The sequence below is a fragment of the Oceanisphaera psychrotolerans genome (genome assembly GCF_001870485.1).
In the GTDB taxonomy this organism is placed as follows: domain Bacteria; phylum Pseudomonadota; class Gammaproteobacteria; order Enterobacterales; family Aeromonadaceae; genus Oceanimonas; species Oceanimonas psychrotolerans.
Genome location: NZ_MDKE01000034.1, coordinates 1 through 20,500 on the forward strand (window position 1 = coordinate 1; position 20,500 = coordinate 20,500).

Annotated in this window: 17 protein-coding genes; 10 read left to right on the plus strand and 7 right to left on the minus strand. The window is 58.4% G+C overall.

Annotated elements, in window-relative coordinates; genetic code table 11:
- Positions 1-661: 661 nt before the first annotated feature.
- Positions 662-1,465, minus strand: a complete 804-nt coding sequence (gene suhB, locus BFR47_RS12630) for an inositol-1-monophosphatase (protein ID WP_071473407.1) — start codon at positions 1,463-1,465, stop codon at positions 662-664.
- A 358-nt stretch (positions 1,466-1,823) separates the two neighbouring features.
- Between suhB and BFR47_RS12635 the strand changes: the two genes are divergently transcribed.
- Together BFR47_RS12635 and BFR47_RS17560 are read left to right on the plus strand one after the other, a co-directional pair.
- On the plus strand, positions 1,824-2,714 hold the full coding sequence (locus BFR47_RS12635; protein WP_175514111.1) for an MFS transporter: 891 nt from the start codon (positions 1,824-1,826) through the stop codon (positions 2,712-2,714).
- A complete protein-coding gene (locus BFR47_RS17560; RefSeq protein WP_139215181.1) occupies positions 2,639-3,001 on the plus strand; it encodes an MFS transporter in 363 nt (120 codons plus the stop codon). The genes BFR47_RS12635 and BFR47_RS17560 overlap by 76 nt, the downstream gene beginning before the upstream one ends.
- A 362-nt stretch (positions 3,002-3,363) precedes the next feature.
- Here BFR47_RS17560 and BFR47_RS12640 read toward each other — a convergent pair whose 3' ends face one another.
- Entirely contained in the window at positions 3,364-3,612 is a 249-nt protein-coding gene (locus tag BFR47_RS12640) for a YfhL family 4Fe-4S dicluster ferredoxin (protein ID WP_071473408.1), read from the minus strand.
- A gap of 171 nt (positions 3,613-3,783) precedes the next feature.
- Here BFR47_RS12640 and pdxH point away from each other — a divergent pair, with 171 nt between their 5' ends.
- Positions 3,784-4,419: a pyridoxamine 5'-phosphate oxidase gene (pdxH, locus tag BFR47_RS12645; protein ID WP_071473409.1), complete on the plus strand. Its 636-nt coding sequence runs from the start codon at positions 3,784-3,786 to the stop codon at positions 4,417-4,419.
- An 11-nt stretch (positions 4,420-4,430) separates the two neighbouring features.
- Positions 4,431-4,928, plus strand: coding sequence for a GNAT family N-acetyltransferase (locus BFR47_RS12650; RefSeq protein WP_139215182.1), 498 nt, complete (start codon positions 4,431-4,433; stop codon positions 4,926-4,928).
- 349 nt (positions 4,929-5,277) lie between these two features.
- Here the strand turns inward: BFR47_RS12650 and BFR47_RS12655 are convergent, their stop codons facing one another.
- From BFR47_RS12655 to mnmA, 4 genes are all read right to left on the minus strand, one after another.
- Positions 5,278-6,420: a ribosomal protein uL16 3-hydroxylase gene (locus BFR47_RS12655; RefSeq protein WP_071473410.1), complete on the minus strand. Its 1,143-nt coding sequence runs from the start codon at positions 6,418-6,420 to the stop codon at positions 5,278-5,280.
- Between the two features lie 401 nt (positions 6,421-6,821).
- Entirely contained in the window at positions 6,822-8,189 is a 1,368-nt protein-coding gene (purB, locus tag BFR47_RS12660; RefSeq protein ID WP_071473411.1) for an adenylosuccinate lyase, read from the minus strand.
- A 56-nt stretch (positions 8,190-8,245) separates the two neighbouring features.
- Positions 8,246-8,869, minus strand: a complete 624-nt coding sequence (hflD, locus tag BFR47_RS12665; protein WP_071473412.1) for a high frequency lysogenization protein HflD — start codon at positions 8,867-8,869, stop codon at positions 8,246-8,248.
- Positions 8,866-9,972, minus strand: a complete 1,107-nt coding sequence (gene mnmA / locus BFR47_RS12670; protein ID WP_071473413.1) for a tRNA 2-thiouridine(34) synthase MnmA — start codon at positions 9,970-9,972, stop codon at positions 8,866-8,868. The genes hflD and mnmA overlap by 4 nt, the downstream gene beginning before the upstream one ends.
- 251 nt (positions 9,973-10,223) lie before the next feature.
- On the opposite strand from mnmA, the gene BFR47_RS12675 reads away from it, so the two are divergent.
- Together BFR47_RS12675 and BFR47_RS12680 are read left to right on the plus strand one after the other, a co-directional pair.
- Entirely contained in the window at positions 10,224-11,567 is a 1,344-nt protein-coding gene (locus tag BFR47_RS12675; RefSeq protein WP_071473414.1) for a lyase family protein, read from the plus strand.
- Positions 11,568-11,744: 177 nt separating this feature from the next.
- Positions 11,745-13,250 carry an aldehyde dehydrogenase family protein gene (locus tag BFR47_RS12680; RefSeq protein WP_071473415.1) on the plus strand — a complete coding sequence of 502 codons (1,506 nt, stop codon included), beginning with the start codon at positions 11,745-11,747 and terminating at the stop codon, positions 13,248-13,250.
- A gap of 116 nt (positions 13,251-13,366) precedes the next feature.
- On the opposite strand, the gene BFR47_RS12685 is transcribed toward BFR47_RS12680, so the two are convergent.
- Positions 13,367-14,131, minus strand: coding sequence for an IclR family transcriptional regulator (locus BFR47_RS12685; RefSeq protein WP_071473416.1), 765 nt, complete (start codon positions 14,129-14,131; stop codon positions 13,367-13,369).
- Between the two features lie 353 nt (positions 14,132-14,484).
- On the opposite strand from BFR47_RS12685, the gene BFR47_RS12690 reads away from it, so the two are divergent.
- The 4 genes from BFR47_RS12690 (at position 14,485) to BFR47_RS12705 (ending at position 20,453) form a co-directional block, all read left to right on the plus strand.
- On the plus strand, positions 14,485-15,930 hold the full coding sequence (locus BFR47_RS12690) for an aldehyde dehydrogenase family protein (protein WP_217645543.1): 1,446 nt from the start codon (positions 14,485-14,487) through the stop codon (positions 15,928-15,930).
- 102 nt (positions 15,931-16,032) lie between these two features.
- Positions 16,033-17,211: a mandelate racemase/muconate lactonizing enzyme family protein gene (locus BFR47_RS12695; protein WP_217645544.1), complete on the plus strand. Its 1,179-nt coding sequence runs from the start codon at positions 16,033-16,035 to the stop codon at positions 17,209-17,211.
- 5 nt (positions 17,212-17,216) lie between these two features.
- The gene (locus BFR47_RS12700; protein ID WP_071473425.1) at positions 17,217-18,860 is read left to right on the plus strand and encodes a GMC family oxidoreductase; all 1,644 of its coding nucleotides are present in this window, start codon (positions 17,217-17,219) and stop codon (positions 18,858-18,860) included.
- Between the two features lie 21 nt (positions 18,861-18,881).
- Positions 18,882-20,453 carry a BCCT family transporter gene (locus BFR47_RS12705; protein WP_071473418.1) on the plus strand — a complete coding sequence of 524 codons (1,572 nt, stop codon included), beginning with the start codon at positions 18,882-18,884 and terminating at the stop codon, positions 20,451-20,453.
- The last annotated feature ends 47 nt before the right edge of the window (positions 20,454-20,500 follow it).

Genomic DNA, 20,500 nt, shown 5'->3' on the forward strand with positions numbered 1-20,500 from the left:
TGCATCCATGTGTTATCAACCACTCACCTTATGCACACGAAAGGGGAATGGCTTGCGGGTAACCGGCAGGCCTTTTTGCTGTCTGCCGCCGAGGCCTGTGCCGCATAAATGGGCGCCTACGAAAAAGCGTCAACCCTAGGCCCGACTTCAGTCGGGAGATTTGTGTTTTTTGTCGCTGCCACTTTAGTTGACAGGCTCAGCTCCGCCGAGCAATACCCACACGCCGAACCTGCAGACTATGCGCCGCGCCTGAAAGCCCGGAGGTGCCTGAAGGCCTGCGCCGCATAAATGGGCGCCTACGAAAAAGCGTCAACTGTAGGACTGACTTCAGTCGGGAGATGTGTGTTTTTTGTAGCTGCCACTTCAGTTGGCAGGCTCAGCTCCGCTGAGCAATACCCACACGCCGAACCTGCAGACTATGCACCGCGCCTGAAGGTCCCGAGGTGCCTGAACGCCTGCGCCGCATAAATGGGCGCCTACGGGAGCTATCTGTCGTCGGGCTGAAAGAGGTGTATCTGTGGGCTGGTCCATTTAAATGGACCCTGCCAGGCGGGCAGGTTTGTGGTTTTCTTGCCCTAATCCCTAATCCCTAATCCCTAATCCCCAACCGCCAGGCACAAAAAAGCCCCGCCGGGGCGGGGCTTGATAGCGAACGGGTCACTTAAACGGTCAGTGATTCCGGCAGGTGCTCGCGAATGGTGGAGAGCATGGTCTTCAGTACCTTGGGGTTGGCACAGACGATGTTGCCGTTGCGCTCGTAGTTATGGCCACCGACGAAATCGGTGACGATGGCACCGGCTTCCCGGGCGATCAGGCTGCCAGCGGCATAATCCCAGGGCTTGAGGCCCAGCTCCCAGTAACCGTCTACGCGACCGGCGGCCACATAAACCAGATCCAGGCTGGCGGCACCGGCACGGCGGATATCGGCGCACTGAATGAACATGTCCTTGAACATGGCCAGGTAGGCGTCGGCCTGGTGCTTCTGCTTGAACGGGAAGCCGGTGGCCAATACGGTATTGTTCAGATCCTTGGCCTTGCCGGTACGGATACGATAGCCGTTCAGCTGGGCGCCGGCGCCACGGCTGGCGGTAAAGAGTTCATCACGGATGGGATCGTAAACTACGGCCTGTTCGGTACGGCCCTTGACCCGCAACGCGATGGATACCGCGAAATGGGGAATGCCTTTAACAAAGTTGGTGGTGCCATCAAGCGGGTCGATAATCCACTGATAATCCGGGTTGCTGCCGGTCAGTTCGCCGCATTCTTCCCCGATAATCGTATGCTCCGGATAAGACTTGCGAATCGTGTTTACCACGGCATTTTCCGCGTCAAGGTCGACATTGGTAACAAAATCGTTCAGGCCTTTTTGACGTGTTTCCACGTTGTCCGGGTTGGCGAAACCTTTGACGATAACTTGACCGGCGTTGCGCGCAGCGCGCACCGCAATATTCAGCATCGGATGCATATGAGTAAACCCACTTGATGTTAAAGAACGAAATTTGAGCGGCGTATTATACCTGTGAACCGGAGCCAGGCAAGGACTAAATCCCGCTTTGGCCGAGAGGGGGCGGCAAAGCGGGTTCGGTCGGCTATGCCTGTCTGGGAACGAATCCCCTCGGTCTGCCTAATGAAAGAGCGCTAATCAGGCGATGGAACAAGCTCCTGCTGTCAGGGGTTGTCATTGTTATTTCTGATTAGAAAAACTGGGTCTGGCTATTATAAAAGGTCGCTCAGGCTGGTATTGCCAGTCAATCACGCCATTGATTATGATGCGTCCAAAATCACAGCCTGCCCATTCGGGTACTTTTTTGGAGCGCGCGGCCATGTCGGGCCTGTCCCTGGTATTACTCACGGTGTTAATGGTGGCCTCGGGCCAGATGACCCAGACCCTCTATGTACCCGCCATGGGGGACATGGCGCTTGAATTGCGGGTGGCCGGCGACAGCCTGCCGCTGGTGATGGCGTTTTATCTGATCCCCTATGGCTTGTTCCAGTTTATCTATGGCCCGCTTTCGGATCGTTTGGGTCGTCGTCCCGTGCTGCTGACGGGACTGAGCATCTATGTGCTGGGGTCGGCCCTCATCCTGGCCTGGCCGGTGTTTCCGATCCTGTTGCTCGGCAGCTTTATTCAGGGGGCCGGTACGGCGGCGGCGGGCAGCCTGTGCCGCAGCCTGATGCGGGACAAGTTCGAAGGTACTGACCTGGTGCGCTACAACGGCTATGTGTCCATGGGCATCATGCTGGCGCCGCTGCTGGCCCCGCTGATCGGGGGTTATCTCAACCTGCACTTCGGCTGGCAGTCCATGTATCTGTTTTTGCTGGTGGTCGGCCTGCTGATCACCCTGATCATGGTGTTCTGGTTCCGAGAAACCCTGCCGCCGGAACGTCGTCATGCCCAGCCCATGCTGCCGGCCTATCAGCATGTGTTGCACAACAGCGCTTTTTGTCGGCAGCTGGGCATGCTGATGGCCGCCTTTGCCGGGGTTATTCTCTATGAGGCGGTATTCGGCGTGCTGGTCAGTAAACAGAGCGGGCTTACCAGCACCGAAATCAGTCTGCTGTTTGTTCTGCCCTTGCCGCTGTATTTTGCCGGTGCCATGCTGGCTCGTGGAAGGCGGCGAGCTGGTCAATCGGCCGTTTGCAGTGGATTGCCACCCTGGCATTGCTGCTGGGGGCGAGCACGGTGCTGGCCTCCGGCTTCGAACCGGGTCTGAGTGTGGCGGGACTGGTATTGGGGGGCAGCTTTTATTTTGCCGGTGCCGGGCTTCTGTTTCCGGTCGCTACCTCCAGGGCGGTGTCGCCGTTTCCGCAGCACAGCGGTACCGCCGGTGCCTTGCTTGGCGGCAGCTCCAACTTGGGGGGCGGGATCTTCTTGCTGGTGCAGGGCGCCTTGCCGCAAATGAATCAGCTGGTATTGGGCGGCCTGCTGCTGGCGTTTGCCGGACTGGTGGCCTGGCTGCTGATCCCCAGCTCGAATGCGTTGCCGGAGCCGGGGGTTTAAGCTGTGAGACGTTGGGGACGGTAGCTGCCGCTTTAGCCGGCAGGCTCTGCGCAGCAGAGCAATACCTATCACGCTGAATCTGCAGAGCATGCGCCATACCTGAAAGCCTGGAGGTGTCTGCAGATTTGCGCCGCATAAATGGGCGCCTACGGACACCACAACCGGACACCCCCTGTAGCTGCCACTTTAGTTGGCAGGCCCAGCTCTGCTGGGCAATACCGACCACGCCTAACGCACAGGCGAGGCGCCATGCCTGAAAAACTCTACTCGTCTGCAGATTTGCGCCGCATAAATGGGCGCCTACGAAAAAGCGTCAACTGTAGGGCGCCTGCAGGCGTTGGGCTGGTCCGTGGAAATAACCCTTACTGATGGTGCAACAGCACGTATTTGTCCCACAGCTGCTCTTCGGTTTCGCGGTGCTCGGGGTGATCGACAATGCAGTCGATGGGGCAGACGCTGATGCAGGTGGGCTTGTCATAATGGCCCACGCATTCGGTGCACAAATCCGGTTCGATCTCGTAGATCTCCGCCCCAAAAGTGATGGCCCCGTTCGGACATTCCGGTTCGCACATGTCGCAGTTGATGCATTTATCGGTGATCAGCAGGGCCATAACATACTCGTATTGACGGACAGGACGTAAAGCGGTTCAGGGGCGGGATCATAGCATTTCTCCGTTTTCATCGCAGGTATCATCTCCTTCGTTGCGGCGATGCCTGTTTTCTTGCCAATCCCTGGCGTGCCACGCACAATAGGCCATCCCCGAACAATGAGTGATCTGTCTATGGAACTGGCCGACTACCGGCGGGAATATCTGCAAGGCGGTCTGCGCCGCAAGGATCTGCCGGATAATCCCTTGTCTCTGTTTGAAACCTGGATGCAGCAGGCGATTGCCGCCAAACTGGCCGATCCCACCGCCATGGTGGTGGGCACCGTCGATGAGCGGGGGCAGCCGTTTCAGCGCATTGTGCTGCTCAAGCACACCGATGAGCGCGGCTTCGTGTTCTATACCAACATGGGTAGCCGCAAGGCCAGCCAGCTGGCGGGCAATCCCCGTATCAGCCTGCTGTTTCCCTGGCATACCCTGGAGCGGCAGGTGCACGTCACCGGTCAGGTGGAGCGGTTGTCGGCGATGGAAGTCATGAAGTACTTCAGCAGTCGCCCCAAGGACAGCCAGATCGGGGCCTGGGTCTCGCATCAGTCGTCGCGTATTTCCGCCCGAGGCCTGCTGGAAGCCAAGTTTCTGGAAATGAAACAGAAATTTGCCAGTGGTGAGGTACCGTTACCGAGCTTCTGGGGGGGATTCCGGGTCAAATTCGACACCGTTGAGTTCTGGCAGGGCGGCGCCAACCGCCTGCACGACCGTTTTCTGTACCAGCGCGAGGGCAACGGCTGGGCCATCGACCGGCTGGCGCCATAGGATCGATTATCATGCTGATATGCAGAACCGAGCGACCCGGTGACGGCGACGACATCGACGAAGTGGTCTGTGCCGCCTTCGGTCGGGATGACGAAGCGGATCTGGTCTGGGCCTTGCGTGAGCAGGGGGCCATCAGCCTGAGTCAGGTTGCCGAGTACGAAGGCGCCATCATCGGTCATCTGGCCATGAGTCCCGTCCAGGTGAATGGTGAAGACACCGGCTGGCTGGGGCTGGCACCGGTCAGCGTCTGGCCCGATTGCCAGCAACAGGGCGTGGCCTCGGCGATGATCCGGGAGGCGCTGGACAGCGCCAACGAGCTGGATTGGGCCGGGGTGGTGGTGCTGGGCGAGCCGGCGTTTTATCGCCGCTTCGGCTTTCGGCCTGCCAGCGAGCTGGGGCTGGAATGCGCCTATCCCGGTGCCGGTGATGCCTTCATGGCACTGGCACTCAAGCAACCCGTCCCCACCGGCCTGGTGAGCTATCACCCGGCGTTTGATGACCTGGCGTAGGGTCGCATTTATAAGACCAGATTGACGGTTTTTGTAGCTGCCGCTTCAGCTGGCAGGCTCAGCGTCGCTGAGCAAAACCCAACACACCTAACCCGCAAATGAGGTGACAAGCCCGAAGGTTCCAATGTGCAGCAGGATCGCGCCGCATGAATGGGCGCCTACGGAGAGTCGCTTTCTGCAGGGTCGATATAAACAAAAACGGCGCTGTACCAGACAGCGCCGTGTGTTTTTTCCAGCTTTGCGGTTGTCGTCATCCTGACGATCGTCAGGATCTGGTGTTACCAGCATGAGATACCGGGGCAAGCCCGGTATGACGACCCCAATCCCTAATCCCCAATCCCTGATTTTATTATTCGTCTTCCTCGAAATACCAGTAGCCTTGATTGACCAGCGGCAGCAGTACTTCCAGCAGGGTCTGGGGTTGCTTCAGGCAGGCCACTTCCGGGCCGCAGATACGGGCCTGATCGCATAACAGCGCAATAGCGTCGGCGTCGGGCTCGGTCAGCTGGTAGCGGTCACCGTCCAGATAGAAGACATCCTCGCTGCCTTCCATGTAGAAACAACGGGCCCCCGCCAGTCGATAGAGATGATCGCCGTGATCTAGGCGCAGCACCAGTTCTTCCAGGCTGTACAACGGCTCGGCCGGTTCCAGATCCAGATCGTGCTTGGCTTCCGAAATCATTTCGCCAAACCAGTCGGCCAGTCGGACCGGATCGTCCAGCAGCTCGGTCATCAGCGCCTTCACCTGGAGCATCGCTTGGTGGTTGATACGACCGTGGGCCTCGCAAGGGGCCATGGCGGTATCGTCGAAGCGGCGGGTTTCCGGCACATGGGCCAGCAGATGATCGGCGAAGCCGGACATCAGATCCTTGGCATCCGGCGCCCGAAAGCCGACGGAATAATTCAGCGCCGGGGTTTCAGCATAGCCTTCATGTGGGCAACCGGGCGGGATATAGAGCACATCGCCGGGTTCCAGCACTTCGTCTATTTCCGCCACGAAGTCCTCGCAGTGGCGCAGGGCTCCGTGGGCGGCAAATTGCTGCAGCGTTTGTGGCAGTCCCACCCGCCAGCGGCGACGGCCTTCGCCCTGAATGATAAAGACCCCGTATTGATCGATATGAGGGCCGACACCACCACCCGGAGTGGAGAAGCTGACCATCACATCGTCGAAGCGCCAGCCGGGAATAAAGCGAAACGACTCCGCCACATCCTGTACCGCCGGATGCCACTGATTGACCGCCTGCACCAGCAGGGTCCAGTCGGTCTCACCCAGATGATCGTAGCTTTCGAAGGGACCGGTTTCCGCGTGCCAGCGATCGTCTGCGCGCCAGACCCGGCGTGACTCGATGTGCGGCTCCAGCGCCAGGCCGGCCAGCTCGTCCGGGCTGAGCGGATCCACAAAGTTGTGAAAACCGGCCTTGATAAGCCTTGGTTTGCGTTGCCAGTCGTTGGCCAGAAAGTCGTCGATATCCAGTTTCAGTGCGCTGTACATGGGGACCTGTAATGATGGGGATAATGCGTTAAGAATAGCGGGCTATTATGCCTAGGCGTAGCAGAGAATGATAGGTAGTGAGGGGGAGGGGGAAGTTCGGTGCCGCACCTCATCCCATCGATGCACTCAGGCCGTCATCCTGACGAAAGTCAGGATCTCTCTGCAGGAAGATACCGGGTCAAGCCCGGTATGACCGTGCTTAAGACACGGCATTGTTATCAGAAACTGATCACTTCTTTAGTGGGGTTGCTATGAATCAAGTAACGTCATGCTGATACTGAATCAAGTTCAGCATGACGATGATTCAGTATCAGCATGGCGTGCAAACAAAAACACCGAGCCAACCGGCTCGGTGTTTTGTCTTCGGCTTTAAGCTCGGAGCTTAAAGCTTCGAACCGGATTTACAGTTCGTCGGTCAGCTTGATGGCCTGGCCGATGTAGTTGGCGGGGGTGAGCAGCTTCAGCTGGTCTTTCACCGACTCGGGCAGTTCCAGACCGTCGATGAAGGCGCGCATGCCTTCGGCATCCACCCGCTTGCCACGGGTCAGCTCTTTCAGCTTCTCGTAGGGCTTCTCGATGCCGTAGCGACGCATCACGGTCTGTACCGGCTCGGCCAGCACTTCCCAGTTCTGGTCCAGATCGGCAGCCAGGGCGGCCGGGTTGGCCTCCAGCTTGCTGATGCCCTTCAGGGTGGCCTGATAGGCAATCAGTGAATAGCCCACGGCCACACCCAGGTTGCGCAGCACGGTGCTGTCGGTCAGGTCGCGCTGCCAGCGGGACACCGGCAGCTTGGCGGCCAGGTGGTTGAAGATGGCGTTGGCCAGGCCCAGGTTGCCTTCGGAGTTTTCGAAGTCGATGGGGTTGACCTTGTGCGGCATGGTGCTGGAACCGATTTCGCCGGCCACGGTTTTCTGCTTGAAGTAACCAACGGAGATGTAACCCCAGATGTCACGGTCGAAGTCGAGCAGTATGGTGTTGAAGCGGGCGATGGCATCGAACAGCTCGGCGATGTAGTCGTGCGGCTCAATCTGGGTGGTGTAGGGGTTGAAGGTCAGCCCCAGACCGGTGACGAAGCGCTCGGCAAAGCCGGCCCAGTCCACTTCCGGATAGGCGGACAGGTGGGCGTTGTAGTTGCCCACGGCACCGTTGATCTTGGCCAGCATTTCCACGGACTGGATTTGCTTGAGCTGACGCTCCAGGCGGTAGGCCACGTTGGCCATTTCCTTGCCCAGGGTGGTGGGCGAGGCAGGCTGACCATGGGTGCGGCTCAGCATGGGCACGTCGCGGTACTGGGCGGCCAGGCGCTTGACTTCATCGACCAGCTGCTGGCAGTAAGGCACCACTACTTCTTCCCGGCCGGCTTTCAGCATCAGCGCATGGGCGTTGTTGTTGATGTCTTCGCTGGTGCAGGCAAAGTGAATGAACTCGCTCACCGCCGCCAGCTCGGGCAGCACTTCGACCTTTTCCTTCAGGAAGTATTCCACCGCTTTCACGTCGTGGTTGGTGGTGCGCTCGATATCCTTGATGCGCTGGCCATCGGCTTCGTTGAAGTTGGCGACAATGGCGTCCAGCAGGGCGTTGGCCTCGGCGGACAGGGCAGGCACCTCGGTAATTTCAGCATGGGCGGCAAGGGCCTGCAACCAGCGTACCTCGACTTCTACACGAAAACGCAATAAACCAAATTCGGAAAAAATGGCGCGCAGCTCCTGGGTTTTGGTGCCGTAACGGCCATCAACCGGAGAAATAGCCGTTAATGCTGACAATTCCATGAACAAGGACTCCTGAACGTTGGGGGGTAACAGTTTGGGATAACCATAAAAAACGATTAATAGCGCAAGGCCGCCTGGGCCTGGGCCACCAGCCGCTTGCGGGAAAACAGAATATGACGGCGTTTGCCGCCGAGCTGACGCCAGAGTACGGCGCTGCGGATCCCGGCCAGCAACAGCGCCCGGATCTGGTGCTGTACCAGTGACTGCTGCAGGTAGGTCGGGTTACCCGCCACCTGAATGCGCGGCCCGATGGGGCTGACGATGTCGCTGTAGATGCCGGCCATGTTGGCCATGACCTGCTCGTCGAGCAGCTCGAAGTGATGCAACTGGCGTTTTACCTGATTGATGCGCTCGCCCAGCATCGCCATCAGATCCCTGCGTTTGGCCAGCTTGCGCTCCAGGGCGACGATACCCACCAGATAGCGGGTCAGTTCGGCATTTTTACGCTTACTGTCGTTGCCGAGCTGATCGATCAGCGTCTGATAGCCCAGGCTGAGCTGGGCGTGACCGCCGTAAATATCCGCCGACTGTTCGGCGTCGGTCACCAGAATGCTGTTGAGGGTCGCGGCGAGCTGGGTTTTATTGTCGATGCTGCCCTCGCGGGCGACCTGCTGCACCAGACTGGCTGCCTGGCAGAGGCCGGCAAAGGCCAGGGTTTGGTTTTCGAGGCTATGACTCACGCTTGCTCCTGACTGAATCGGGTTTCGATGATGCCGCCGCCGAGGCAGATGTCGCCATCGTAGAAGACCGCGGACTGGCCCGGGGTGACCGCCGCCTGCGGGGTGTCGAAGGTCACCCTGATGGTGTCGTCATCCAGCGGCTCGACCAGGCAGGGCACATCGGTCTGGCGATAACGGGTCTTGATGCTGCAGCGAAACGCCTCGGTAATGGGCGTGCGGTTTACCCAGTGCAGCTGACGGGCCACCAGACCATTGGAATACAGCCGCGGATGGTCACCCTGCGCCACAACCAGCACGTTGCGGTCCAGCTCTTTGTCGACCACATACCAGGGTTCGTCGGTGGCGTCTTTCAGGCCGCCGATGCCAAGCCCCTTGCGCTGGCCCAAGGTGTGATACATCAGTCCCTGGTGTTCGCCGATGACGTCGCCATTAACGGTTTCAATCTTGCCTGGCTGGGCGGGCAGGTAGCGGCCCAGAAAATCCCGGAACTTGCGTTCACCGATAAAGCAGATACCGGTGGAGTCTTTCTTCTTGGCGGTGACCAGCTCCAGTTGTTCGGCGATGCGGCGTACTTCGGGCTTTTCCAGTTCGCCCACCGGGAACAGGCTTTTGGCTACCTGCTGCGAGCTCAGGGTATAGAGGAAGTAGCTCTGATCCTTGTTGCCGTCCAGGCCGCGCAGCAGCCTGGGCTGGTCGTCGAAGCTGCGGCGCACATAGTGGCCGGTGGCGATGTAGTCGGCGCCCAGGTCTTCGGCGGCGAACTCGAGAAACGCCTTGAACTTGATTTCCTTGTTGCACAGGATGTCGGGGTTGGGAGTCCGCCCGGCCTTGTATTCCGCCAGAAAATGCTCGAACACATTGTCCCAGTATTCGGCGGCAAAGTTGATGGTGTGCAGTTCGATACCGAGCTTGTCGCACACCGCCTGGGCGTCACGTAGATCCTCGGCGGCGGAGCAGTACTCGTCGGAGTCGTCTTCTTCCCAGTTTTTCATGAACAGGCCTTCAACCTGATAGCCCTGCTGCTGCAGCAACCAGGCCGAAACCGAAGAATCCACACCGCCGGACATGCCGACAATCACTTTTAGCTGACTGTTATCGCTCATCACTCGCCGTTACCTGTATGCAAAACGGCCAGCATTTTACCAGACAAATGCCGCCAGTGGGAGGCTGTAGATCCGGTCGATTTCGTTCGCCTCTTCCGAGGCATCTCATTCCTGACCGGGACACCTGATCCGGGCCATGACTTTTTTGCATTCTTCTGTGTGTAAGAGTCACTGGCGCTTTGCCGGAGGTTTGGTTCTGATAGTTTCGGGGCCCGGTTGCTCAGGGCGATAACCATGGGAAATGAAAGGCGATGACACAGCAGCAATATCGTACTGAAGAAGATTTGATCGGCGCACTCGAGGTTCCCGCGTGCGCGCTTTACGGCGTGCAAACACAGCGGGCCATCGCGCTGTATCCGCTAAACGGTGAAAAGCCCTTGTCGGCCTATCCCGAACTGTTGCGGGGGCTGCTGCAGGTTAAAAAGCTGGCGGCCCGGATCAACATCGAAACGGGGGAAATGGAGCCGGAACTGGGGGAGGCTATCGTGATGGCCACGGATCGGCTGCTGTGTGATATGCCGGCGTCAGCATTCCCGGTGCATGCCTTTCATGGCGGTGGCGGTATATCCAGCAACATGAACGTGAATGAAGTGATCGCCAATCTCGCCAATCAGCAGTCGTTTGACCGTCCGCTGGGCAGCTATGCGCCTGTACACCCCAACGATCATGTCAATCTCAACAATTCAACCAGCGATGTGTTGAGCACGGCCTGCCACCTGGCCGTTATCGAAAAATGGCACCGGTTGCAGGAAGAACTCGAATTACTGGCCAGCACCTTCGATGAGCAGGGCCGGCGATGGCAAGCGGTGCAGAAGATTTCCCGCACCTGCCTTCAGGACGCGGTTGAAATCAGCTTCGCCGATGTATTTGGTGGTTACGCCTCGCTGCTCAAGAGAAACCAGCACCGCTTGAATGCGGCGGTTGGCGAGCTGTACCGGGTCAATCTCGGTGGCAATATCATCGGTCGCCGGGGGGACTGTTCCGATGCGTTTTTCAATGCCGTTATCAAGGGGCTCAACCGGCTAACGGGGTCGAGTCGCTTCGAGCACAGTGCCAACCTGTTTGATGCATCACAGAATCATGACGACTTGATCAACGTGTCTGCCGGGCTCGATTTGCTTTCCCGGGCCCTGCTGCGTATTGCCAAGGACTTCAGACTGATGGCCTCGGGGCCGGATACCGGCCTGGGAGAACTCAAGCTGCCGGCGGTACAGCCTGGCTCCTCCGCCATGCCGGGCAAGATCAACCCCACCATTCCCGAGTTTCTGGTGCAGTGCTGCATGCAGGCCTGTGGCCGCTGCTGTTCGGTACAAATGACCCACGATCACGGCGAGCTGGACTATACGCCCTGGCAATCGGTGGTGATCTGTAATCTGCTGGACATCATGTCGGTGCTGGAAAGCGGCATCACGGCGTTTCGCCGCCATTGCCTGGCCGGAGTACAGCCGGATATCGAGCGCAACGAGCGCAATATCAACACCCTGATCCCGACCTTGATCCGGCTCAAGCAGGCCCGAGGCTACTCTTTCACTTCCCGGGTTTACAAGGAAACGGGGGGAGATCTCGAGCAGATCAGGCGTTACCTCGATGAATAGCAAGCGGTTGGTGCAACCCTGAAGAATGAGTTTTCCTCAGGTCGCCATACGTTAATGTCAATTGTGTCCGGTAGCCCGACTTTTTAAGCTCTCGGGCATGGCGCAAATGATGGCGCCGCCGAACCCCGGCAAGCAGGTTCCGCTGTTTGGCCACCGAAACATGAAATGGAGCATCAAATGAATACATCCAAGCGCATTCCTCTGTCCTGGGCCTACGACTGGCTGCAGCAACCCAAACAGCAATACATAGACGGCGAGTGGGTCAATGGTGGTAGCGGTGAACAGTGGACCGTCAGTAACCCGGCCAATAAAGAGGCGCTGTGCGAATTCACCATGGCCGACGCCGAGCAGGTTGAATACGCCGCCAGCATCGCCAACCAGCGACACGAATCGGGTGTGTGGTCCAAGGTCAGCCGCACCCAGCGTGCCGACATGCTGCGCCAGATAGCCCGCCTGATTCGTGAACACACCGAAGAACTGGCGGTACTCGAGTCCCTGCCCAACGGCAAGCTGTTTACCGAATCCATGGCCGACGACATTCCCACCTGTGCCGATATCTTCGAATACTATGCCGGCTGGACCGACAAATTCTATGGCGAAACCTCGCCGGTTGAAGACGGTTTCCTGAACTACACGGTGAAAGAGCCGATAGGTGTCTGTGCGCTGATAGCGCCCTGGAATTTCCCGCTGTACCAGACCAGCCTCAAGGTGGCGGCGGCCCTGGCCATGGGTAACACCGTGATCATCAAGCCGTCGGAATACACCCCGCTGACCACCATCTATCTGGTGGAGTTGATCGACAGCCAGCTCGATTTCCCCAAAGGGGTGATCAACATGCTGCTGACCGATGGCAAGATGGCCAATCAGCTGACCCTGAGCAACAATGTGCACAAGATCTCCTTCACCGGCAGCACCGGGGTCGGGCGCAAAATAGTACAAAATTCCGGCCTGTCGAATCTCAAGGCCGCCACCCTGGAGCTGGGCGGCAAGTCTCCCTGTATCTTCTTTGAAGACACGCCGGATCTGGACGGTGCCATCGACCGTGCCTTCACCGTGATGTTTTCCCACAAGGGAGAGAAATGCTCGGAGCCGACCCGCTTCCTGATCCACGACAGCATCTATGATCAGGTGCTCGAGAAGCTGATCGCCAAGGCCAATGCGGTGAAGTGCGGCAACCCGTTCGATGAAAACGTCGATCAGGGACCCCAGTGCAACGAGGCCCAGTTCAACAAGATCCTGGAATATATCGAAATCGGCAAGGGCGAGGCCAAACTGGTGGCCGGTGGTTATGCGGATACCGAGGGTGACAATGCCAACGGCTATTTTATCCGTCCGACCATCTTCTCCGAGGTGGACCAGAATGCCCGCATCGCCCAGGAAGAAATCTTTGGCCCCGTGCTGTGCTGCACCCGTTTCCACACCACCGAAGAAGCCGTGCAAATGGCCAACGCCACCGCCTACGGGCTGGCGGCCGGCCTCTATACCGGTGATGTGTCTCGCGCCCATCGGGTAGCCGAGCAAATCGATGCCGGCATGCTGTTCATCAACCGCTATGGCTGCTACGGCCTGGCCGCGCCCTTCGGCGGTTTCCGCCAGAGTGGCTGGGGCAAGGAGATGGCGATTCACTCCCTGTCTTCCTACACCAAGACCAAGGGAGTCTGGGTGTACTACGGCGACGCCTGATACCGCTTCTGCCCACCCGGCGGGTGGGTCAGCTTCACAACCGCCGGCCCTTGGGCCGGCGGTTGCCTGCGTGCGTCCGCTTGTCTGTACTGGCCCTTTGCTTCCTGCCCACCACCTTAGACAAACCGGGATGACAACTGTTTTGCCGCCTGGATCAGGAACTTGGAATAGTTTCGGGAATCCTGTGCGCTGAGTGTTGAGCTATCGATGCAGGCGCTGACGGCCGCGACCGGTTCGTTACGCAGGTTCAGTACCGGCGCGGCGATGCAACTGAGGTGACTCTCTATCTCGCCCTGGGTCACGGCATAGCCAAGCCGGTGTGCCCTGTCCAGCTCTTCTTCCAGTTGCGCCAGCCGGTCGTCCGTCAACAGAGCCACGCTGTTCTCGCCCTCTATATAGCTGCGTCTGAAGTCGGCCGAGTGCATCGACAGTATCGCCTTGCCGGCGGCTGAGTGGTGCATCGGCATGGTCTGCCCGATGAACAGATTGAGTGACATATTGAGCGAAGGCTCCACCTTGGACACCACCACCACCTTGTTGCCCACCGGCACGGCCAGGAAGATGAGCTTGTGTATCTCGTTTTTGAGAATTTCGGCAATCGGGAAGAAGTAGGGGATCAAACTCTGTTTATTGTACACGGTCGAGGCTATCTGAAATATGCGTGAGCCGATGCAGTATGACTTCTTGCGACTTGGATCCATGGCAATCAATTGATGTTTGAGCAGTGTCTGGGCGATGCGGTGGGCGCTGGCAATCGGGATACCGGTTTGCTCGCAGATTTCTGACAGGGTCATCGGGTAGGAGGCAGCCGCCAGCAGATCCAGGATCAGGACGGAGGCATCGACGGCCGGCGCCTTTGATTTCTCAACGTGTTCGCTCAATTTCTCACTCTCTTTTTATATATGAAAAAAAACGGCTTGTTTGTGCTGATTTTGCCATGGTTGTGAGCTTTTTATACCCATGGTCTTGTCTGCAAGAAAAAATGTAAATATGTAACTTATTGAAAACAATGAAGCTCTAAAGTTTTACAAATGTGAAACGGTATTGTCAGAGTAACCTGCCTGTCTTAAGTCATCGAGGATCTCCCTGTTATTACAGGCTTTTCTGGTCAGATGGTATCAAAGCACCCTTAATATTCCATATACAGAAAATAAATTCCATATAAGAATAAAATTTGACACCAAAAAGGCTTGCCCATAGGATTGTTACCAAAATTAACAACGGGCGCTTATTCATGAAATATTATAAGAACTTCATATATAACGATTTTATAGAGAGTTCAGGAGCCTCAAGGATCTCGGTTTACAACCCCGCAACCGAGGATCTCGTCGCGTATGTCAGTGCCGCCAGTGTGGAGGAAGCCAAGGAAGCGGTAGATGTTGCAGCGGCGGCGCAGAAGGGCTGGCGCAAGCTGACCAGCATTCAGCGGGGGGATTACCTGCGCAAGCTGGCCGATGCCCTGGTTGCCCGCAAGGATGATATCGGCCGGGCGCTGGCGCTGGAGTCCGGCAAGGCGCTGGATGAAGCAACCAGCGAGGCGGTGTATGCGGCGGATATTACCCGCTATCACGCCGAGTGGGCGCGCCGGATCGAAGGCGAGATTATCCCCAGCGATACCCCGTCCGAAAACCTGTTGCTGCAGCGTGAGCCCATCGGTGTCGTCGCCTGCCTTATCCCCTTCAACTATCCGGTTTACACCTTGATGCGCAAGATTGCGCCGGCCTTGATCACCGGCAATACCGTGGTGGTACGACCGAGTAACAACACGCCCTGTTCGGCTTTCGAAATTGCCCGTGCGGTTCAGGAAGCCGGCTTGCCGCCCGGCGTTGTCAATGTCCTGGCGATGGATCACAGCATTGCCGAAATCGTCTGCACGCACCCCAGGGTCGGCATGATCACCCTGACCGGCAGCGTCGGTGCGGGGCGCAAGGTGCTGGAATACTCCCAGGTCAACATCGCCAAGTCGTCACTGGAGCTGGGTGGCAAGACTCCGGCCATTGTCGAGGCCGATGCCGACCTGGAAAAGGCGGCCAGCCAGATTGTCGCTTCCAAGACTACTCACTGCGGGCAGCTCTGCACTGCGGTCGAACGGGTCTATGTACACGAGGCCGTCTATGACCGCTTCGTCGGGCTGTTGCGAGACCTGTTCAAGCAGCGCGCGTTTGGTGATCGCTCGGAAAACCCCGGATTCATGGGGCCGCTGATCAACGAGAGCACACGTCTCGGTATCCATCAGATGGTGCAGCGGGCCATCGACGACGGCGCCACGCTGGAGGTCGGCGGCTATATCCCCGAAGGTCCGGGGCATTTCTACCCGCCGACCCTGCTGACCCACTGCCGCCAGGATATGGAAATTGTTCAGGAAGAAATCTTCGGCCCTGTATTGCCGGTGCTCAAGTACCGTGATGCCGAGGAAGCGTTAACGCTTGCCAACGATCACCAGTTTGGTCTGGCCTCGGTGATTTACACCGAAAATTACCGTACGGCCATGATGGTGGCCAACGAGATTGAGGCTGGCGAGATCTATATCAACCGTACGCCGGCAGACCCCTACCAGGCTACCACGCCGGCTGGAAGCGCTCGGGGCTGGGGGGGGACGACGGCAAGCACGGCATGCTCGAGTTTACCCAGACACGACTGGTCGTGCTCAGTTACTAAGCCCCTGCAATGGGCTCTGTAACCCCTGTTGTCCATGAGCCCCGACAATTTACGAGGTATCCAGATGAAAGTAGCTTCCTGTCAGACTCACGTTGTTGCCGTACCGCCCCCCCATGTTGGTGGGATGTACTGGATTTTTGTCACCCTGCAGACCGAGTGCGGCATCGAAGGGGTGGGTGAAGTCTACGCGTCCACTTTTCACCCCAGGGTCATGGTTTCTGCCATCGAGGACGTGTTTGAACGCTATCTCAAGGGAGAAGATCCGCATCATATCGAGCGTTTCTTCCGGCAGGCCTACTCGAGCGGTTTTACCCAACGGCCAGATCTGACCATGATGGGCATTATCAGCGGCCTGGAGATGGCCTGCTGGGACATCATCGGCAAGGCGGCAGGCAAGCCGGTGTATGAGCTGATCGGGGGGCGGGTACACGACAAGCTGCGCTCCTACACCTACCTGTACCCGGTCAATCGGGCCGGTGAATACGACTACGACAGCGTCGAGCTGGCGGTCGAATGTGCCCTGGAAAACATGGAAAAGGGCTTTACCGCGCTGAAATTCGATCCCGCCGGCCCCTATACCGCCTACTCCGGGCATCAGCTCTCGCTGGAAGATATCGACAAGAGCGCGACCTTCTGCCGCCGTATTCGCGAGGCGGTGGGCAACAAGTGCGACCTGCTGTTTGGCACTCATGGTCAGATGGTGCCGTCGGCCGCCATCCGGCTGGCCAAGCGGCTCGAGCCCTATGATCCGCTCTGGTTCGAGGAACCGGTACCACCGGGACAGGCCGAAGCCATGGGAAGGGTTGCGGCCAATACCTCGATCCCGGTGGCGGCAGGTGAGCGGCTGACCACCAAGTATGAGTTCCATGATCTGCTGACCCACAAGGCGGCGTCTATCCTGCAAATGAATCTGGGCCGCGTCGGTGGCATTCTGGAGGCGAAGAAGATCGCCGGCATGGCCGAGGCCTTCTATGCCCAGATAGCCCCGCACCTGTACAACGGTCCGATCGGTGCCGCCGCCAGCATCCAGCTGGCCACTGCTACGCCGAACTTCCTGATCCAGGAAAGCATTGGGACCTGGGATGGATTTCATGCCGAAATTCTGCAGGAGAAGATCGAGTGGCGTGACGGCTGTATTATTCCCTCGACCAAGCCGGGCCTGGGCGTAGAGCTGAACATGGAGGTGGTCAAGGCTCATTCGCCTTATACCGGCAAGCGGCTGCATCTGCTGATGGATCCCAAGCCCTATGATTACAAGACGCGCAGCGATGACTGGAAGCGCCAGCCGGATGCAGTGGAGTGATGAGTATGGAATTCGATTTCATCATCGTCGGCGCCGGTTCGGCCGGCTGTATTCTGGCTAATCGTCTGAGTGAGTCGGGTCGGCATTCGGTGCTGTTGTTGGAAGCGGGTGAAAAGGACAGCTCGCCCTGGTTCAAACTGCCGGTCGGGTTTGCCAAAACCTATTACAACCCCCGTTACAACTACATGTACTACAGCGAGGATGAAGCCGGTATGGCGGGGCGAAAGGTATACGCCCCCCGGGGCAAGGTGCAGGGCGGCTCCGGCTCCATCAATGCGATGATCTATGTGCGCGGCCAAGCGTCAGACTTCGATGACTGGGCTGCGGCCGGCAACGAGGGCTGGTCCTATCGGGAGGTGCTGCCGTACTTCAAGAAGCTGGAGCAACATCCGGCCGGCGACACCGAGTTCCACTCTTCCAGCGGGCCTATCGGCATCACGCCGATGAAAGGGCGAGCCCATCCGATCTGCGATTATTATCTGCAGGCAGTGGAACAGCTGGACTGGCCGCTGAATGACGATTTCAACGGCGCCGAGTTCGAAGGCGCCGGCATCTACGAGACAAATATCCGCAACGGTCAGCGTGACTCCAGCAATACCGCCTATCTTAAGCCGGCGCTGGGTCGTGCCAATCTCGAGTTCCGCCGGATCAGCATGGCGCAGCGTGTGCTGTTTGATGAACAGCAACGGGCCACGGGGATCGAGGTGCTGCACGAAGGGCGCCTGCAGCAATTCCATGCCAGGCGGGAGGTGATACTGGCTGCCGGCGCGGTGGATTCGCCCAAGCTGTTGCAGCTTTCGGGTATCGGTGATCGGGAACGGCTGGCCCGTCATGGCATCGAAGTCCAGTGTCATCTGCCGGCGGTGGGGGAGAATCTGCAGGATCATCTCTGCGTCAGCTACTACTACCGGGCCAATATGAAAACCCTGAACGATACCTTTCGCTCGTTTTGGGGGCAGGCCTGGTCCGGACTCAAGTATCTGGTCAATCGCACGGGACCGCTGTCGATGAGCGTCAATCAGGCCGGTGGCTTTTTCCGGGGCAGCGATGCCGAGCAGTCTCCCAATATTCAGCTCTATTTCAATCCCATGTCCTATCAGATACCGAAGGACCCCAATGCCAAACTGGAGCCTGAGCCTTACTCAGGCTTTCTGGTGGCCTTCAATGCCTGTCGCCCGACCAGCAAGGGGCGTATCGAGCTGGCGTCGAACAACCCGCAGGACGCGGCCTTGATCAAGCCCAATTACCTGTCGACCGACAAGGACGTGAGCGAGGTCATTCAGGGCAGTCGCCTGATCCGGACCCTGATGCAGGCACCTGCGTTGCGGGAGATCACCGCCGAAGAAGTACTGCCGGGCACGGCGGTCGACAGCGAGGAGGAGATGCTGGCGTACTTTCGCGAAAACGGGGGCTCCATTTATCACCTGTGTGGCTCCTGCGCCATGGGCCCGGATCCCCGGACCGCGGTTGTTGACGCTCGATTGAAGGTACATGGGGTCAAGGGGCTCAGAGTTATCGATGCCTCGATCTTTCCCAACATCACCTCGGGTAATACCAACGCCGCCACCATGATGGTGGCGGAAAAAGGTGCCGACTTGGTGCTCGCCGAGCATACCGCATCCTCGGGCAGCGGCGATGTCGATTACTAATTTAAGGATGGATAAAGGACTATGACAAACACTAATAAAATCAAACCGCTGGTCTTTTGGCCACCATTCCTGCTGCTGATGGCTGCGGTGATGATGAGCTTTGCCGATCTGGATGCTTTTCTGGGTGCGACCTCGGCGATTAACAGCTGGATCCTGGATCACTTCTCCTGGCTGTTCAGCCTGGGAACCCTGCTCATGGTCGCGACCTGTGTCTGGGTGTTCTTTTCCCCCCTCGGCAAGGTGCGCATTGGCGGGGAAGATGCCACGCCGCTGATCAGCCGTTGGCGCTGGTTTTCCATCGCGCTCTGCACCACGGTGGCAATTGGCATTCTGTTCTGGGCCACGGCCGAGCCCATGTACCACCTGCACAGCCCGCCCGCGTCGCTCGGCCTTGAGCCCGGGTCGGCCGATGCGGCCCAGTTCGCCATTTCGACCATGTTTTTACACTGGTCCTTTACCCCCTATGCCATTTATACGGTGCCGGCCCTGATGTTTGCGCTGGCCCACTATAACCTCGGCAAGCCCTTTTCACTGGGCTCCGCGCTCAGCCCGTTGTTCGGCGACCGCATGCTGGGCAAACCGGGGCACCTGATCGATGCGCTGGCGCTCTATGCCCTGGTGGCTGGCATGTCTGCGTCACTCGGTACCGGCGTGCTGACCCTGGCCGGTGGCCTCGACAACATGCTGTCGATCGGAACCGGGCCCGTGGTACTGGGCGCGATCACCCTGCTTGTCGTCGTCAGCTTTATCCTGTCTGCGGCCAGTGGTCTGAAGAAGGGGATAGCCATGCTCTCGAGCCTCAACACCCGGATCTTTTTCCTGATCTGCGGTTTCGTGTTCGTGTGTGGCCCGACCACCTGGATACTGTCGATAGGGGTCGAGGGACTGGGAGTATATCTGGGTAACTTCATCGAAAAGAGCCTGTTTACCGGCGCCGCCTCGGGTGATCAGTGGCCGCAGTGGTGGACCATTTTCTACTGGGCCAACTGGCTGGCCTGGGCGCCGATCACTGCCCTGTTTCTGGGCAAGATTTCCCGGGGATATACGGTCCGCGAGTTCCTGGTGATCAACATGATGTTGCCGGCCCTGTTTGCCTGCGTCTGGATGTCGATTTTCAGTGGTACCGCACTGAGCATGGACATGAACGGCGATGGTCTGCTCAACAAGGCCCTGCAAGCTACCGGTGCCGAATCGGTGGTCTATACCATGCTGGATAACCTGCCGCTGGCCGGCATTACCGCTGCGGTGTTCATCTTTGTGTCCTTCCTGTCCTATGTAACGGCGGCGGATTCCAACACCGAGGCAATGAGCAACCTGTGCAGCGAAGACAGTGAGGCCAGCCTGTCCGATGACACCCAGGCCCATGGTGCCAGCCTGAAGCTGAAACTGATCTGGGGCGGAACCATCGGCTTTGTGGCCTGGGTGATGACCAGCTTTGCCGGTGTCGACGGTATCAAGATGATGTCGAACCTGGGCGGCCTGCCGGCACTGCTGATTGTGCTGGGTTGCAACGCAGCCCTGATCCACTGCCTTGTGTCCGGGCGTTTTCAGGAGCGGGAGCATTCTCGGCTCCGTGACGCCAGGGCGGCCTGATAGCTGATCCCTTCTTCTGCCCGTACCGAGCCTGTGCCGGTACGGGC